Origin of the sequence: Rathayibacter sp. VKM Ac-2879, from assembly GCF_015351245.1 — a bacterium.
Taxonomy (GTDB): Bacteria; Actinomycetota; Actinomycetes; order Actinomycetales; family Microbacteriaceae; genus Rathayibacter.
This window is the reverse complement of sequence record NZ_JADKSO010000001.1, coordinates 756,031-772,689: the sequence shown is the minus strand read 5'-3', so window position 1 is coordinate 772,689 and position 16,659 is coordinate 756,031. Positions and strand designations below refer to the sequence as shown.

Below are 16,659 nucleotides of genomic sequence, written 5' to 3'. Positions count from 1 at the left end.
GTCAGAACCCGGCCGTGACGCTCCAGCCCGCGTAGACGGCGAGCTCGAGCCCCAAGGCCTGCGCCGCGGCGCGTGCCTCGTCGACCCCGCGCTCGTCCCGCACGTCGATCGAGACCGGCACGCTGTCTCCGAAGCCCGCGATCGCCACACGGGCGCCCGTCGGCCCGCTGTAGAGCGGCACGTGCGCATCGCTCGACCGAGCGCCGACGACGCGAGAGCTCGTCGCCTCCGCGATGACCGCGAGGGCGAACGGAGCCGTCACCACCGCGTCCGTGTAGAGCGTCGCCTCGCCTCGCATCGCACTCCTCCGGTCGTCCTCTCCGAGGGTAGGCAGCGAGCGGCGGCAGCGCACCCCCTTCCGCCGCTCCGTCATCAGGTGCGCTGAGCATCCGATGCGGATCGCTCCACCGACACCCCTCGCGGATCTACCGTGAAGCACCCGGCATCCGCCGTGGCGGTCAACGACGACTGGAGCTCCGATGAGCAGAACCGACACCCGACCCGCCGACGCTCCGACCGCCGCCGGTTTCGGCAGCGTCTCCGTGGCGGCGATCCTCTCGGAGGCCGCACGCCGCACACCGACGACGATCGCGATCCGCGTCGGCTCCGAGGCCCTCGACTACTCCACGCTGTGGAACCAGTCGCGCGCCTACGCGGGCGCCCTCCGCGCGCACGGCATCGGTCCCGGCGACCGCGTCGCCCTCCTGGTCCCGAACGTCCCGGACTTCCCGCGCGGCTACTTCGCGATTCTGGCGCTGGGCGCTGTGGTCGTCCCCGTCCATGCGCTCCTCAAGCACGACGAGATCGCGTATGTCCTCCGCGACTCCGGTGCCGCCGCCCTGGTGTGCGCCGCGCCGTTGCTGGCCGAGGGTGCGGCCGGAGCCGCGCTCGCCGGCGTGCCCGTGCTGAGCGTCCTGGTGCCGGAGGGGAGCGAGACGTCGATCCCTCGGCTCGAGGACCTCGCTGCGCAGGCGACCCCGATCGACGGCTACGTGCCGCGCTCGCCCTTCGACACGGCCACCATCCTCTATACGAGCGGCACCACGGGCCGGCCCAAGGGTGCTGAGGGCACCCACTTCGCGATCGTCTCGCAGTCCGACGTGCTGCTGATGAACACCTTCGACCTGCACCAGGGCGACGTCGTGCTCGGCGCGCTCCCGCTCTTCCACACCTTCGGTCAGGTCTGTGCGATGAACACCGCGTTCCGCACCGCGGCCACGGTCGTGCTCGTCCCCAAGTTCGACGGCGATGCCGCGCTCGAGGCCATGATCGCGCACGGGTGCACGGTCTTCGAGGGCGTGCCGACCATGTACGTGGCGCTCCTCGACGCCGCGACCCGGCGCGAGGATCGGCCTCCGCTGCGCTACGCGGTCTCGGGAGGCGCTGCGCTGCCCGTTGCCGTGATCGAACGGTTCCGCGAGGTCTTCGGCGTCGAGATCTACGAGGGCTACGGCCTGACCGAGACCTCGCCGGTCGCGACCTTCAACCACGTCGGAGTCGCGCCCCGCGCCGGCACGGTCGGCACGCCCATCTGGGGCGTCGACGTCGAGGTCGCTCGCCCCGAGCTGACGGAGCGCATCGAGCTCCTCCCCCGCGGAGAGCTCGGCGAGATCGTCGTGCGCGGCCACAATCTCATGAAGGGCTACCTCGGCAATCCGACGGCCACCGCCGAGGCCGTGGTCGACGGCTGGTTCCGCACTGGCGACCTCGGCACGAAGGACGAGGAGGACTACGTGCGCATCCTCGACCGCACGAAGGACATGATCATCCGCAACGGCTACAACGTGTACCCGCGGGAGGTCGAGGAGGTGCTGATCGGGCATCCGGCGGTGCAGAACGCCGCGGTGTTCGGCATCCCGGATGATCGGCACGGCCAGGAGATCATGGCCGCCGTCGTCCTGGCCGGGTCGGCGAGCGCCGAGGAGCTGATCGCGTATGCCACCGAGCACCTGGCGGCGTTCAAGTTCCCGCGTCGGGTCGAGTTCGTGGAGGCGCTTCCCCTCGGGCCCAGCGGCAAGGTCCTGAAGCGCGAGCTGGTCGCCCGCTACTCCTGACTCCTCCTCGCGAGATGCCACTTATGCGCACTTCGCCCGGCGTGTCGCGCGCATAAGTGGCATCTCGCGAGGAGGGGCGGGGGCCCGAATGGGGGGCGCGAGCAGGCCGGGCGATGGGAGATCCTGAGAGCCCTCTCCGCCGCCTGTGAGAAAGAACCCGCCTGTGCCTCCGTCATTTGACCGCCGTCGACCCCCTCTCCGTCTCGGCTCCCGCGGCATGAGGCGGGTACGCCTGACACCACTCCACTGGGTCGGGGGAGGCGCGACCGCCCTCTTCGCGCTCATCGCCCTGCTCTCGGGCGGCGTGTGGTCGGCTCTGATGATGATCGCCCTCATCGTGCTCGTCACCGCGGTCTACGGAACCGCGTTCCGCCGACCAACCTGGCTGGGACTCCGACGCAGGCGGCGCACCTCGGCGATCGTCGCCTCCGCAGCACTCGTCACCCTGCTGATCTCAGCGAGCGCCTACGGCGCCACAACCCCGAAGGTCCCCGCGCACGCGGAGGTCGCGGCCGGCACCACAACAGCGGAGGCGGTGGTCGAGACCCCCGCAGCGACGAAGCCGAGCCGCTCGGCCACGCCTGCGCCCAGCCGCACCCCCAACCCGACGTCGACGCCTACTCCACGTGTCGTCGTCACGACCGAGGTCGTCACCGAGACGGTCCCCGTGCCGCACGGCAGCCACTCCGAGGACGACGCGTCGGCGGATCAGGGAACGAGTTCCGTCGTCCCCGGAGCCGATGGCGTTTTGACCCGCACCTTCGAGCTCGTGAAAAATGACGGAGTCGAGGTTTCGCGCACTCAGGTCTCTGAGAGTGTCACGACCGCACCGGTCGACGAGATCACCCGCGTCGGAGTCCGCGTCCCACCCGCTCCGGAGCCGGAGACCGCCGACGCGGCGTCCGGCTGCGACCCGAACTACTCCGGCGCCTGCGTGCCCATCGCCTCCGACGTCGACTGCGCCGGCGGCAAGGGCAACGGCCCGGCCTACGTCCGCGGACCGGTGACGGTCATCGGCTCCGACATTTACGACCTCGACAACAACAACAACGGAGTCGGCTGCGAGTGATGCGGTCGCCGGCCGGGCAGTGACCACACGGCGGAGGCGACGACCGCGGCGCAGCTCACGGTGTCCGCGGTCGACGCTCCCGCCTAGAGCTTCTCGATCGGGGCGACCTTGATCAACAGCTTCTTGGCGCCGACCTGATCGAAGAGCACGTGCGCGACCCGCTTGCTGCCCTCGCCCGTCACGGCGTTGACCCGGCCCTCGCCGAAGTCGCTGTGTCGGATGCGGTCGCCCGCGATCAACTCGAGGTCGCCGTTGTCGCGGACCATCCCGGAGATGCGATTGGGGAACTCCCCCTTAGCCCGGGGAGCCGCGGCGAGCGCCTCCCGGAACTCGTTGTTCGAGCGCGAGCGGCCGAAGCCGGGGCGCTGGGCGTTGAGCGCCCGCGGCTGCGTGCCGCCCCGCGAGGTCGCGGCTCCCGGCGACTGCCGCCACTGGATGAGCTCGGCCGGGATCTCCTGGAGGAATCGGCTCGGCATCGCGACCGAGGTCTCGCCGTACTGCGCGCGGGTCATCGCGAGCGAGAGGTAGAGGCGCTTGCGGGCGCGGGTGATGCCCACGTAGAACAGGCGCCTCTCCTCGGCGGGGCCGCCGGGCTCGTTGGCCGAGATGCGGTGCGGGAGGAGGTCCTCCTCGATCCCGGTGAGGAACACCGCGTCGTACTCGAGGCCCTTGGCGGTGTGCAGGGTCATGAGCGAGACGGTGCCGGAGGCGTCGTCGAGATCGTCGGCGGCCGCGACGAGCGAGACCTCGGTGAGGAAGTCGACGAGGCCGCCATCGGGGTTGTTGCGCGCGAACTCCTTCGTGACGGCGATGAGCTCGTCGACGTTCTCGGCACGGGCCTCGTCTTGCGGGTCGCGGCTCGAGCGCAGCATGTCGAGGTAGCCGCTGCGGGTGAGCAACGCGGTGAGCACCTCGTGGACCTTGGCCTCGCCTCCCTCGCGCGCGGGATCGAGCATCAGAGCGCACTCGTCGAGCAGCGTCGCCAGGTCGACGATGGCCTTCGTCACCTTCGGTCCCATGCCGAGCGAGCCGGCGTTGCGCATCGCCTCGCGGAGGGTGACCGCGTTGGTGTCGGCGAACGACTGCAGCTGCGCCTCCGTCGCGGGGCCGATGCCGCGCTTGGGGGTGTTCATGATGCGGCGCAGCGCGAGCACGTCGGAGGGGTTGGCGACCGTGATGAGGTACGCCAGCGCATCCTTGATCTCGGCGCGCTCGTAGAACTTGGTGCCGCCGAGGATGCGGTAGGGCAGCGCCGAGCGGATGAAGATCTCCTCGAGAGCACGCGTTTGGGCGTTGGTGCGGTAGAACACCGCGATCTGGTCGTAGCCGGTGCCCGCCGCGCGCAATCGCGCGATCTCGTCGACCACGAACTGCGCCTCGTCGTGCCCTGAATAGCCCGTATAGCCGACGATCTTCTCGCCGTCGCCGCTCGAGGACCACAGGTTCTTGGCCCGGCGGTCGAAGTTGTTCGAAATGACGGCGTTGGCCGCCGAGAGGATGTTCTGCGTCGAGCGATAGTTCTGCTCGAGCAGGATCACGCGGCACCTCGGGAAGTCACGCTCGAATTCGACGATGTTGCGGATGTCGGCGCCGCGGAACGCGTAGATCGACTGGTCGGAGTCGCCGACGACGGTCAGCGAGGCTCCCGGGATCGACCCGTCGGCCGTGACGGGCCCGCGGTAGGGACGGTCGAAGTGCGCCGCCGCGATCGCGGCCGGCGGCGCGGGCCGGGTGAGCTCGTGGATGAGCGAGTACTGGGCGTGGTTCGTGTCCTGGTACTCGTCGACGAGCACATGACGAAACCTCCGCTGGTACTTCGCCGCGACATGCGGGAACGCCCGGAAGAGGTAGACGGTCTGTGCGATGAGATCGTCGAAGTCGAAGGCGTTCGCGCCTTCGAGCGCGCGCGAGTAGGCGCGGAAGACCTGGAGGAACATCTCCTCGTGCGGGTCGTCGAGGTTCGCGGTGCGGGCATAGGAGTCGGCGTCGGCCAGCTCGTTCTTGAGCTTCGAGATCTTCGCCGAGGCGCTCGAGACCGTGATGCCGAGCGAGTCCGCCTCGAGGTCCTTGACGATCCGTTTGAGCAGCGCACGCTGATCGCCGGAGTCGTAGATCGTGAAGGAGGAGGTCATGCCGAAGTTCTCGGCCTCGCGGCGCAGGATCCGCACGCACGCCGAGTGGAAGGTCGAGATCCACATTCCTTCTGCGCTCTGCCCGACGAGCTTCTCGACGCGCTCGCGCATCTCGGCCGCCGCCTTGTTGGTGAAGGTGATGGCGAGGATCTGGCTCGGCCAGGCCTCCCCGTTGCCGAGGAGGCTCGCAATGCGCCGGGTGAGCACGCTCGTCTTGCCCGAGCCCGCGCCCGCGACGATGAGGAGGGCGTCGCCGCGGTACTCGACCGCCTCGCGCTGCTGCGGGTTGAGCCCTGCGACCAGCTGCTCGTGCGCCGGGTCACTGCGCGGGGAGTCGCTGCCGGGGGCGCCGAGGATGACCGGGGTGGCGCGGGAGTCGCTCGGATCGAAGAGGAAGCTCATGACCCTTGAGAGTGTAGATCGCACCTCCGACAGCGAGTGCCGGGCCGCGGCGGGCGAACGCGTCGGTCCTACGCGGCCCGGGTCCTCGTGGCGGCGGAGGCGGGGAGCGCCCCTCCCACGTCGAGTCCGCGCCACGCGAGCGAGAAGCCGACGACCGCGAGGGTCGAGGTGGAGACGGCGAGCAACTGGAGCAGGACGAACGCCGTGATGTCCTTCGTGTCGTCCGGGTAGTACTGGATTCCCTCCACCGCGAGCGCGGCGAGCAGCAGCACGACGAACGCCGAGCAGGCGACGAGGAGGCGGTTCACGCCCGTCCTCGCCGTGCGACGCGGGGCGCGCCCCACCTGGGCGCGCGTGCTCAGCCAGGCGCAGGCGAGAGACGCGCAGCTGAGCGCAACCAGGTCGGCGCCGAGCACGTCGCTCGCGCGATGCCAGGAGGCGGCCATCGTCAGGTTGCCGACCAGGACGACCACCGCACCGCCGATCACCAGCACGACGGTGCGGGCGCGGCCAGGAACCACCATCGCGAGCGCGAACACGACGGAGATCGCCGCCGCGGTGTGGCCGCTGGGAAAGCTGCCTTCCGTGTACCAGGAGTCGGTGTCGACGAGTTCGGGGCGATCGAGGACGACGTTCTTGAGGAGCTGGGTGACGGCGGCTGTGGCGACGATCGAGCCGACGGAGGCGAGGGCGAGAGCCGGACGCTTGCGCAGCAGGGCGATCGCGGCGACGACGATCGAGCCGACCACCATCGAGAGCGGCGTGACGTCGGCGAGCGTACCGGCGGCCGTGCCGGTGGCGCGCCCGAAGACGAGATCGGCGCCGCGGAGGCCGGAGTTCTCGACGCCCTGGCCCTGCGGGGTGAGGACGGCGATCCCGTACACGGCGGCGATGCCCAGGGCCGCGAGGACGGCGCACGTGATCCAGCGGCGGGTGATGCGGGCACGGGTGGTCACGATGGGCCTCCTCTCACAGGGGTCGGTCTCGTCGAGGGATCGGTGGGAGCGGCGCGCTGGCCGCCCCGCGATGATGCCAGCGAAGCCTCACGGTTCGCTCCGCACGCGCCGGTCGCGGCCCGATCGGCGCCGCGCCTTCTCGGAGGCGACAGTCAGGGTCGAGGGTCGCCGAGCAGCGCGGCCCGGGCCTCGATCGCGAGCTCGGGCTGGTCGGCGAACACGCCGTCCACGCCCGTGGCGAGGATCGCGAGGAACTCCTCCCGCCAGGCGCCGTGCGCGGCGGGATCCTCCCCGCGGCGGAACACGGACTCCAGGTAGCGGTTCTCGGGCCGCAGGGTCCAGCAGTACACCTCGAGCCCGGCCGCGTGCGCCTCGGCGACGAGCGTGTTCGTCCCGGTCGCACGCCCGGTCTCGTCGCGCGTGAAGAGCAGGCTCTTGTCGACGCTGATCCCCCCGACCGTGCCGGTCACGGCGCGCATCCCCTCGGGCGAGAGGAAGGCCGAGTAGGGGGTCGCCCGGGAGCCGTGGGCGGCGACCAGATCGGCCGGCGCGCCGCTCGCCTCCACGAGGAGGACCCTCATCGCCTGCGCTCCACGCTCGGCGAGGCGCCCGAGCACGGTCGGCTCGAAGCTCTCGAGCGTCAGACGCGGATCACTCGTGGTCCAGCCCGCTGCGGCGAGCTCGTCCTCGAGGAGTGTCTCCAGCGGCAGGCCGAGCCTCTCGAAGTACGCGGCGTGCTTGAGCTCGGCGACGAGCGCGGGAGGCGCGTGCGACGCGACCTCCGCCGCTCCGTCGAGCAGGGCGAGCAGATCGCGGAGACGCAGGAGGGGGAACCGCCCGTCGATAGGACGCGCTCGCCGGCCGGGGTGCCGGCACCCTCTCGCGGGCGCGGAGCCCGGCGAGCTCGACCCAGGTGAAGTCCTCGGTGAACCAGCCCGTGATCTCCCGCCCGTCGACGCGCTTGCTCGCCCGGCGCCCGGCGAACTCGGGGTGACGCGCGATGTCGGTCGTCTCCGAGATCTCGTTCTCGTGGCGCACGACGAGAACGCCGTCCCGGGTGGGGACGAGGTCGGGCTCGACGGCGTCGGCTCCGAGCGCCAGGGCGAGCGCGAAGGAGGAGGCGGTGTGCTCGGGCCGGTGACCGCTCGCTCCCCGGTGGCCGATGACGAGGGGGGCGGAAAGCGGCACGCGGCCGATCCTACGGCGCCGATCGACGGCGCCACGGGCCTGTTTTCAGGGCGTCATCGAGGTCCGCTCGTAGGGAACAGCCAGACTCTGAGAGCTCTTCTCAGATACTGTGGAGTCCACCGTCGCCCAGCCCTCGGGCCGAGCGGCTCCCCCGCACCCACAGCGACTCAGATCCGCGTTTCCCCGGAGACCAGCGCACCTGAGAGAAGAGGAACCATGGCTAGCACCAATCCGGCGTTCGGACGCCCGGAGTTCAGCAATCGCGGCTATGCCGGCCGCGTGCAGGACCTGCCGGACGTCTCCCCCGACACGCTCGACCAGATGTACAACCGTCCGGCCGCCAGCTCGGTCGAGACCGACCGGATGACCGTCGAGGACACCCTCGCGAAGACGGCCCTCGCCTTCGTCGTGCTCCTCGCGGGTGCCGCCGTCGGCTGGTTCGTGGCCGGACTCCTGCTCCCTGCGCTGGTCGTGGCGCTCGTGCTCGGTTTCGTCAACGCGTTCAAGCGGGTCCCGTCTCCGGCGCTGATCCTCAGCTATGCGGCGACCCAGGGCATCGCGGTCGGCGCCATCTCGGGGATCTTCGAGAGCGCGTACGAGGGAGCGGTCGTCCAGGCCCTCCTTGCGACGGTCATCGTGATCGGCGTCACCCTGGCGCTGTTCATGAACGGCAAGATCCGCACCTCTCCCAAGCTCAACAAGATCTTCTTCATCGGGATGATCAGCTACGCGGTCTTCTCGCTGGTGAACCTCGGGCTGGGCCTCTTCGGAGTCGGCGGTGGCTTCGGTCTGCGCACCGGCTTCATCGGCATCGTGATCGGCCTCATCGCCGTGGCCCTCGCCACCTACTCGCTCGTGATGGACTTCGAGCTCATCCAGCAGGGCGTGCGCAACCGTGCTCCGCGCATCTTCGGCTGGACAGGTGCCTACGGCATCCTGGTCACCGTCGTCTGGATGTACCTCGAGCTCTTGCGCCTCATCGCGATCTTCCGCCAGTAGGCACGGCACAAACGACGACGACCGCGGGCACAGTGATCCCGGCTTCCTCGCGCGACGGGCGCTCGACCTTCGGGTCGGGCGCCCGTCGTCGTGGCGGCCTCCGCTGATGGCTGGGAGCCAGGTGGCCACGGAAGGTGCGACGCATGCCTCCCCCCGCATCGTCGGCCTCGACGTCGCGCGGGGCCTCGCCATCGTCGGGATGCTCGCCGCCCACCTCGCCCCGGTCGGGCGGGAGATGACCTGGGACGGCCGCAGCTCCGTGCTCTTCGCCGTGCTCGCCGGTGTCTCGATCGGCCTGATGAGCGGCGGCGCCGACCGCTCCGCGCGTCCCTTGCGTGATACCGCGTCGATCCTCGTACGGGGGATCTGCCTCCTCGCCCTCGGGCTGGCACTCACGGAGCTCGGCACCCCGATCGCCGTGATCCTCCCCCACTACGGAGTGATGTTCGTCGTGGCCGCAGCCCTGCTGTTCCTGCCGCGTGCACTGCTGGCGGTCGCCGTCGCGCTCTTCGCCATCGCGGGGCCGCTCGTCGTCGACGCGCTCGTCGTGTCGGGCACCGCCTGGCTGGCGCGGCTGCCTCCCGACGAGGCGCAGCTCGCCGGCCCACCGCTGACCTGGCTCACGCAGTACTACCCGGTGCCGTCGTGGCTCGCGTACGTGCTGCTGGGACTCCTCCTCGCGCGCTGCGGCGTGCGCTCGCCCACGACTCAGCGCTGGCTGGTGATCGGCGGGGCGACCGCCGCCGTTCTCGGCTACGGTCTCGGGCGTCTGATCGGCGGCCCCGACGTCGTCGAGGCGCATGCGAGCACGACCGCTGAGCTCCTCGGGGCGGGAGGCGTCGCCTGCGTCGCCATCGGGACGCTCACCGCCCTGGGGCGGTGGGTGAGCGCAGCCCGCTCTCGGGCCGTGGGGGTTCAGGCGCTCTTCGCACGCGTCATCGCAGCGACGGCGACGCCGATCGCGGTCGTCGGGGCGATGCCGCTCACCGTCTACACGCTGCAGCTCCTGGCCCTCGCGGTGTACCTCCTCCCGTTCGAGCCGTTCGATGTCGACGCCTGGCGCAGCTGGACGGTCGTGGCGGTTTTCGTGCTCGGCTCCGTCGCCTTCGCTCTGGCCTGGAACCGCATCGCCGGGCAGGGGCCGCTGGAGTGGCTGCTCGCGCGGGCCTCACTCCGACCGCGGGCACGCCTCCCCCGCACAGCGGCCCTCGGCTAGGGTGGCCCGATGATCACGCGACGCGAGGCGGCTCAGCGCCTCGACATCCCCGTCGAGATGGCGAGCCGGCACGGTCTCCCCGCGCGGCTCACGGAGGAGGATCTCGTCGCTCTCGAGCAGGATCCGCCGCCGTGGCTCGTGCAGTCGCGCGAGAACCGCACGGGTCGGCGACCGGTCTGGGTCACTCTGGACTGCGTGGTCTGCGGGCGGTCCGAGTCGGCGCGCCCGAAGAAGTGGTGGCCCGACTTCAGCTTCCTGGTCTGCGAGGACCACGCCCCCGCCAGTTGGCCTGCCCACCCGGAGGCGCACCGCCGCGACGAGTACGACGGCATCGGCACCCGATTCATCGGTGTCGTCGACACGCCTGCCTGAGCGCCGCGTCGACGCGCGAGCACCCCATCCCCCTGACGGAACGAGCGCCCGGAAGGCCCCGTTCCGTCATCACCGCGTCCACCCGCGGCGTCACTCCCACTCGATGGTGCCCGGCGGCTTCGACGTCACGTCGAGCACGACACGGTTGACTCCGCTCACCTCGTTGGTGATGCGGTTCGAGATGCGGGCGAGCAGATCGTAGGGGAGGCGCGTCCAGTCGGCCGTCATCGCGTCCTCGGAGGAGACGGGGCGCAACACGATCGGGTGCCCGTACGTGCGGCCGTCGCCCTGCACACCCACAGACCGGACATCGGCGAGCAGCACGACCGGGCACTGCCAGATCTCGGAGTCGAGACCCGCGGCGGTGAGCTCGGCGCGAACGATCGCGTCCGCCTCCTGGAGCAGGTCGAGCCGTTCCTGGGTGACCTCTCCGACGATGCGAATCCCGAGACCGGGCCCGGGGAAAGGCTGGCGCGCGACGATGGCCTCGGGGAGGCCGAGCTCGCGGCCGATCGCGCGCACCTCGTCCTTGAACAGGGTGCGCAGCGGCTCGACGAGCGCGAACTGTAGATCCTCGGGCAGCCCGCCCACGTTGTGGTGCGACTTGATGTTCGCCGTGCCCGTGCCGCCTCCGGATTCGACGACGTCGGGGTAGAGCGTGCCCTGGACGAGGAAGTCGATCGACTCGCCCTCGCCCTTGGCCTCGAGGACCAGAGCCTCGGCCGCCGCCTCGAAGGTGCGGATGAACTCGCGGCCGATGATCTTGCGCTTCTGTTCCGGATCGCTGACGCCCGCGAGCGCGTCGAGGAACTGCTCGCGCGCATCGACGGTGACGAGGCGGATGCCGGTCGCGGCGACATAGTCCTCCTCGACCTGGCGGCGCTCGTCTTTGCGGAGCAGCCCGTGGTCGACGAAGACGCAGGTGAGCTGGTCGCCCACGGCGCGATGCACGATCGCGGCGGCGACCGCGGAGTCCACGCCTCCCGAGAGACCGCAGATGACTCGGCCGCCGCCGACCTGCTCGCGGATCACCGCGACCTGGTCGTCGATGACGTTCGACGAGTTCCAGTCGGCCGGGATGCCGGCCGCACGATGCAGGAAGTTCTCGATGACGGCCTGGCCGTGCGCCGAGTGCTTGACCTCGGGGTGCCACTGCACGCCGTAGAGGCGCCGCTCGTCGCTTCCGAACGCCGCGACCGGGGTCGAGGAGGTGGAGGCGAGGACGTCGAAGCCCTCTGGCGCCTTCGAGACCGAGTCGCCGTGACTCATCCACACGGTCTGGTCGGCCGGCTGGTCGCCCAGCAGGACGCCTCCGTCGCTCGAGACCGCCGCGTCGGTGGCTCCGTATTCGCGCAGGCCGGTGTTGGCGACCTCGCCGCCCAGCGCCTTGGCCATCACCTGGAAGCCGTAGCAGATGCCCAGGACGGGCACTCCGAGGTCGAAGATCGCGGGATCGAGCTGGGGAGCACCCACCTCGTACACGCTGGACGGGCCTCCCGAGAGGATGATGCCCACGGGCGCCCTGGCCGCGATCTCGGCCGCCGTCGCGCTCGAGGGCACGATCTCGGAGTAGACGTTCGCCTCGCGGACGCGGCGCGCGATCAGCTGGGCGTACTGCGCGCCGAAGTCGACGATGAGGACCGGCTGCGCGGCCAGGTGCGGCTGGGGAGCGGTGGGCTGCTCGCTAATGGGGGGCCTCCACGGAGTCGGACGGGGTCTTCGGTTCGGCGATGCGCCGCTCGAGGTAGTGCTCGACCTCGCGGGCGATGCGGGTCTCGACGAAGAAGGAGAGGGTCGGCACGACGCCGCCCAGAGCGATGAGCACGAAACGCGCGAACGGCCAGCGCATCAGGCTCCACAGACGGAAGTCCGAGAAGAGGTAGACGACATAGAACCAGCCGTGCGCGATGAGGATGCCCGTGGACACGTTCACCCCGGTGCCGCTCGACTTGTACTCGCCTCCCGGCACCTCGTACATCGGCGCGAAGTGCAGCACGCCCTGCTGCCCGAAGGCGAACAGCTCGAGGTGGAACACGTACTTCAGCAGCATCTCGACGCACAGCAGGAGGAGCATCACGCCGGTGATGATCGAGGTCACCCGGTAGAAGCGCAGCGCGCTCCGGATCGCAGGAAACTGCGCAGGCTTGGGCTCGAGGGGCATGACGACCAGTTTACGGCGCGCGGGAAGCGGCCAGCTCCGCCGCCTCCTCGGCCTCGCGCTCCCACGCGTCGCGCACGAGCCGGTACCAGAGGTAGAGGGCGAACCCGGCGAAGACGACCCACTCGATCGCATAGAACACGTTGAGCCAGTTGAGCGAGACGTCGCTCACCCGCGCCGGGGAGTCGATCGCGTCGAGTCCCGCGAGTGGCCGGTCGACCACGACATAGCCCTCGTAGACGTCCTGGGGTGGATCGGGCCAGCGGTTGACGAGCGCCGGGATCGACAGCGCGGTGAGGGTCGTCGGGTCGGTGCCCGCAGCGGGCACCTCCGCCGCCTCGTTCGCGACGAGACGGCCCGTGAACGTGACGGGAGGCGTCTCCTCGCCGCTGTTGAGGCGGTCGGCGACGCCCTGCGCCTGCCGTCGGTCGGCGCTCCAGCCGTAGGCGAGGACGAGATCGGCATCGGCGGCCCGGGTTCGTGCGATGACCCACCAGCCCGGCTGTTCGCCGTTCAGGCGACCGCCGAGGATCTCGGCGCCGCCGCGCACCAGCGTCGAGTCCCCCTCGACGCGCTGCCCATCGGCCGTCGCACGGATCGGCGCGGAGGGGGCAGCCACCTGCTCGAGCGGGAGGACCGTCTCTGAGAGACCGGAGTCGGGTGCTGCCGCATCGACGGCGCGTCCGATCTGCCATTGGCCGAGCGCGGCGAAGAGCCCGGCGACGGTCAGTGCCAGGAGGAGGGCGGCGATCCAACGGGGGCGGCGGGCGACCTGCCAGACCGTGCTCTGCGTCATTCGTCCCTCGTTCGCGATGGCTCCGCGCACCATCCCGCGGACCGGGACGAGCCTAGCCAACGCGAGTGGGAGCTCCCGGAGATCAGTAGTCCGGCTCGCGCGGACGGCGGGGCCTCTCGGTGCCGTCGGACTGCTGCATGGCCTGATCGATGAGCGTCTGCCGCATCGGGTCGAGGAGCTCGTCGTCGAGTTCGTCGGGCTCCGCCTGCCGCGATGCCGTCACGACCGGCACCTCCTGAGTCACGGGACGCGCGGCTGACTCGTCGCCCATGGCTGCTTCGACGAGCGCGAACTCCTCCTCGGCCATAGCGCTGCGAGTGGTCGGGGCTGGGGTCCGTCGCCGGGAGAGGAACGCGCCGATGCTCTCCGAGCGGGACGCGAGGATCGGACCGACGATGGCCATGACGAGCACGTAGAGGCCGGCGAACGGCTGGATCCTCTCGTCGAGGCCGGCCGAGAGGGAGAGCGTCGCGAGGATGAGCGCGAACTCGCCGCGGTTGTGCAGGATGAACGCCGCGTTCAGACCGGCTCGCGGCCCGAGCTTGTTGAGCCAGGCGACGAACTGTCCGGCGGCGAGGTTGAGGAGGATCGTCATCGCCGCCGCGATCACCACGGGCACCACGACGCTCGGGAACGCCCCCGGGTCGAGCCCGAGCCCGAAGTTCACGAAGAAGAAGGCGCCGAACACGTCACGTAGCGGGATCGCGATGTGCTCCACGCGGGCTCGGAAACGGGTGGCGCCGATCACGAGGCCGATCAGGAAGGCGCCGATCGCGTCGGTGACGCCGAGGATCTCACCGACGCCTCCGAACAGGATCGCGAGCCCGAAGAAGAGGATCGTGAACAGTTCGTCGTCCCGCGTGCGGAACAACCGCGACACCACCCGGCCGCCCCAGCGCGCGAGCGAGAACATCGCGACGAGGAACGCGAACGCGACGAACAGCTTGAGCACGACCGGCCACGGCTCCGTCTCGCCCGAGAGCACGACCGACACGATGGCCAGATATACGGCGATGAAGATGTCCTCGACCACGGTGACGCCGAGGATCATCGGGGTCTCGGGATTCGCCAGCCGCTTGAGCTCGATCAGCAGCTTGGTGACGATGGCGCTGGAGCTGGTCGCCGTGATCCCAGCGATGACGAGCGCCTCGCGACTCCCCCAGCCCAGGAGGAAGCCGAAGCCCAGGCCCGCGGCCATGTTGACGGCGATGTACGAGCCGCCCGACAGGATCAGCCGTCCCGCGTTGCCGAAGAACTCCTCCTGATCGAACTCGAGACCGAGGGCGAACAGCAGCAGGATCAGGCCGAAGACGGCCGTCAGCTCGATCGAGGACGGCTCGAAGTCGAGCGGGAAGAGGTGGAAGTTTGGGCTCGCGAGCAACCCGACCACCATGTAGATCGGGATGGCCGGAAGCCCGATGGTGCGCCCGAGCCGACCGAGGACGTAGGCGACGACGAACAGGAGGCCGAGGACGATGAGGTCTTCGCCGTGGTGCATCCTCAGGCTCCGGGAGGCGCGTCGACCGTCTTGGCGAAACTCCCGGTGCGGAAGAAGGTGAAGGCCTTCGCCACCTTCTCGGGGCTGCCGGCCACCACCAGCGTGTCGCCGGGGAACACGCGGAAGTCGGGCGCCGGAGCCGGGTTCGCCGCGTCGCCGCGGACCACGGCGACGACCGTCAGCCCGACGATGCCGCGATCGGCGGGCTTGCCCAACTGCTGGCCAGCGATGTGGTCCTCGTAGTCGACGGTGAACCAGTCGATCGAGAGGCCGGGGATCTGGTCGAGCGCGGTGAGCGACTCCGTGATCTGGGTGCCGCCGAGGAGCTCGGCGAGAGTGTGCGCCTCGTCGTCGTCGAGGCGGAGCGAGACCTTCGCGCCGTCGTGGTCGCCCTCAGCGAAGGTGATCAGATCGCTGTGCCCCGATCGGTGCGCGATCACGCCGACCTTGCCTCCGTCGGCGGTGAGGAAGGTGTGCAGCACGCCGACACCGGGCAGCTTCACCCTGCGGACCTCGACCATGCGTGCTCCCTCCTCGCCCTACGGCGCTCCCGCCTGCGGGACGTCCTCAGTGTACGTGCGCGCTTACACGCGCCGGGGTCCGTTCGCCCGAGGGGAAACCGGCCTGCCGTGGGCAGCTGCCCGGGGCGCCCCGGCCGTCGCGCCGGCGGAGACGTCAGCTCGGCTGGTACGGCGCGACGACGACCTCGACGCGCTGGAACTCCTTGAGGTCGGAGTAGCCGGTGGTCGCCATCGAGCGCCGCAAGGCCCCGATGAGGTTCGCCGTGCCGTCGGCGCCGGTCGCGGGGCCGTAGAGGACCTGCTCGAGCGTGCCGACCGCGCCGACCTGGACGCGACGACCGCGGGGCAGCTGCGGGTGGTGCGCCTCCGCGCCCCAGTGCCAGCCACCACCGGGCGCGTCGGTCGCGCGGGCGAGGGCGGAGCCGAGCATGACGGCGTCGGCGCCCACCGCCACGGCTTTCACGATGTCACCGGAGGTGCCGAGGCCGCCATCGGCGATGACGTGGACGTAGCGTCCTCCCGACTCGTCGAGGTAGTCGCGGCGAGCGCCGGCCACATCGGCGACGGCGGTCGCCATCGGCGCCTGGATGCCCAGGGTGGCCCGGGTCGTGGAGGCGGCGCCGCCTCCAAAGCCGACGAGGACACCCGCGGCGCCTGTGCGCATGAGGTGCAGGGCGGCCGTGTAGGTGGAGGCGCCGCCGACGATCACGGGCACGTCGAGTTCGTAGATGAACTCTTTGAGGTTGAGCGGCTGGGTGTCGCGTGAGACGTGTTCGGCCGAGACGGTCGTCCCGCGAATGACGAACACGTCGACTCCCGCGTCGACGACCGTGCGGTACAGCTCGGCGGTGCGCTGCGGAGAGAGCGCTCCGGCGACGGTGACGCCCGCGGCGCGGATCTCGGCGAGGCGTGCCGTGACCAGCTCGGGCTTGATGGGCTCGGAGTAGATCTGCTGCATCCGCTGCGTCGCGCGCTCGGCGGGCAGCTCGCGGATCTCGGCGAGCAGGGGCTCAGGGTCGTCGTATCTCGTCCACAGCCCCTCGAGGTCGAGTACCCCCAGCGCGCCCAGTCGCCCCAGAGTGATCGCCGTCGATGGCGAGACGACCGAGTCCATCGGCGCCGCGAGGATCGGCGTCTCGAACTGGTACGCGTCGATCGACCACTTCACCGACACGACCTCGGGGTCGCGGGTCCGGCGGCTCGGGACGACCGCGATGTCGTCGAAGGCGTAGGCGCGGCGGGCACGCTTGGCACGGCCGATCTCGATCTCAGTCACTGTGCCACTTTAGCTTCGCTCC

At 70.5% G+C, this 16,659-nt stretch carries 16 protein-coding genes; 5 read left to right on the top strand and 11 right to left on the bottom strand.

Translation table 11 applies throughout. The features are described from left to right. Nucleotide 1: 1 nt before the first annotated feature. On the bottom strand, nt 2-298 hold the full coding sequence (locus ITJ45_RS03805; RefSeq protein ID WP_194607469.1) for a hypothetical protein: 297 nt from the start codon (nt 296-298) through the stop codon (nt 2-4). A gap of 181 nt (nt 299-479) precedes the next feature. Here ITJ45_RS03805 and ITJ45_RS03800 point away from each other — a divergent pair, with 181 nt between their 5' ends. Both ITJ45_RS03800 and ITJ45_RS13970 read left to right on the top strand, forming a co-directional pair. After that, nucleotides 480-2,054 (top strand): long-chain-fatty-acid--CoA ligase, encoded by a 1,575-nt coding sequence (locus tag ITJ45_RS03800; RefSeq protein WP_194607468.1) that lies wholly within the window; start codon nt 480-482, stop codon nt 2,052-2,054. Nucleotides 2,055-2,271: 217 nt separating this feature from the next. After that, nucleotides 2,272-3,123 (top strand): G5 domain-containing protein, encoded by an 852-nt coding sequence (locus tag ITJ45_RS13970; RefSeq protein WP_228493419.1) that lies wholly within the window; start codon nt 2,272-2,274, stop codon nt 3,121-3,123. Between the two features lie 83 nt (nt 3,124-3,206). On the opposite strand, the gene ITJ45_RS03790 is transcribed toward ITJ45_RS13970, so the two are convergent. From ITJ45_RS03790 to ITJ45_RS14285, 4 genes are all read right to left on the bottom strand, one after another. Further along, nucleotides 3,207-5,657: an ATP-dependent helicase gene (locus tag ITJ45_RS03790; protein WP_194607467.1), complete on the bottom strand. Its 2,451-nt coding sequence runs from the start codon at nt 5,655-5,657 to the stop codon at nt 3,207-3,209. 68 nt (nt 5,658-5,725) lie between these two features. Then, nucleotides 5,726-6,613, bottom strand: a complete 888-nt coding sequence (locus tag ITJ45_RS03785) for a phosphatase PAP2 family protein (RefSeq protein ID WP_194607466.1) — start codon at nt 6,611-6,613, stop codon at nt 5,726-5,728. Between the two features lie 152 nt (nt 6,614-6,765). Next, the gene (locus ITJ45_RS14290; RefSeq protein ID WP_323742840.1) at nt 6,766-7,230 is read right to left on the bottom strand and encodes a glycerophosphodiester phosphodiesterase family protein; all 465 of its coding nucleotides are present in this window, start codon (nt 7,228-7,230) and stop codon (nt 6,766-6,768) included. 34 nt (nt 7,231-7,264) lie between these two features. Continuing rightward, entirely contained in the window at nt 7,265-7,801 is a 537-nt protein-coding gene (locus ITJ45_RS14285) for a glycerophosphodiester phosphodiesterase family protein (protein WP_323742839.1), read from the bottom strand. Nucleotides 7,802-8,017: 216 nt separating this feature from the next. On the opposite strand from ITJ45_RS14285, the gene ITJ45_RS03775 reads away from it, so the two are divergent. The 3 genes from ITJ45_RS03775 to ITJ45_RS03765 all read left to right on the top strand — a co-directional run bounded on the left by ITJ45_RS03775 (nt 8,018) and on the right by ITJ45_RS03765 (nt 10,388). Next, on the top strand, nt 8,018-8,800 hold the full coding sequence (locus ITJ45_RS03775) for a Bax inhibitor-1/YccA family membrane protein (protein ID WP_194607465.1): 783 nt from the start codon (nt 8,018-8,020) through the stop codon (nt 8,798-8,800). A gap of 106 nt (nt 8,801-8,906) precedes the next feature. Continuing rightward, nucleotides 8,907-10,016: a heparan-alpha-glucosaminide N-acetyltransferase domain-containing protein gene (locus ITJ45_RS03770; protein WP_194607464.1), complete on the top strand. Its 1,110-nt coding sequence runs from the start codon at nt 8,907-8,909 to the stop codon at nt 10,014-10,016. A gap of 9 nt (nt 10,017-10,025) precedes the next feature. Next, nucleotides 10,026-10,388 (top strand): hypothetical protein, encoded by a 363-nt coding sequence (locus ITJ45_RS03765; protein WP_194607463.1) that lies wholly within the window; start codon nt 10,026-10,028, stop codon nt 10,386-10,388. A gap of 90 nt (nt 10,389-10,478) precedes the next feature. On the opposite strand, the gene guaA is transcribed toward ITJ45_RS03765, so the two are convergent. From guaA to ITJ45_RS03735, 6 genes are all read right to left on the bottom strand, one after another. Beyond that, on the bottom strand, nt 10,479-12,023 hold the full coding sequence (gene guaA, locus ITJ45_RS03760) for a glutamine-hydrolyzing GMP synthase (protein WP_323742867.1): 1,545 nt from the start codon (nt 12,021-12,023) through the stop codon (nt 10,479-10,481). A 49-nt stretch (nt 12,024-12,072) separates the two neighbouring features. Then, complete coding sequence (locus ITJ45_RS03755; protein ID WP_194607462.1) at nt 12,073-12,549, bottom strand: DUF3817 domain-containing protein; 477 nt, start codon at nt 12,547-12,549, stop codon at nt 12,073-12,075. A gap of 10 nt (nt 12,550-12,559) precedes the next feature. Then, on the bottom strand, nt 12,560-13,342 hold the full coding sequence (locus ITJ45_RS03750) for an SURF1 family cytochrome oxidase biogenesis protein (RefSeq protein ID WP_194607461.1): 783 nt from the start codon (nt 13,340-13,342) through the stop codon (nt 12,560-12,562). A gap of 82 nt (nt 13,343-13,424) precedes the next feature. Beyond that, nucleotides 13,425-14,840, bottom strand: coding sequence for a cation:proton antiporter (locus ITJ45_RS03745; RefSeq protein WP_194607460.1), 1,416 nt, complete (start codon nt 14,838-14,840; stop codon nt 13,425-13,427). Nucleotides 14,841-14,842: 2 nt separating this feature from the next. Beyond that, entirely contained in the window at nt 14,843-15,361 is a 519-nt protein-coding gene (locus ITJ45_RS03740) for a cation:proton antiporter regulatory subunit (RefSeq protein ID WP_194607459.1), read from the bottom strand. 154 nt (nt 15,362-15,515) lie between these two features. Then, entirely contained in the window at nt 15,516-16,637 is a 1,122-nt protein-coding gene (locus ITJ45_RS03735; RefSeq protein ID WP_194607458.1) for a GuaB3 family IMP dehydrogenase-related protein, read from the bottom strand. Nucleotides 16,638-16,659 lie beyond the last annotated feature (22 nt).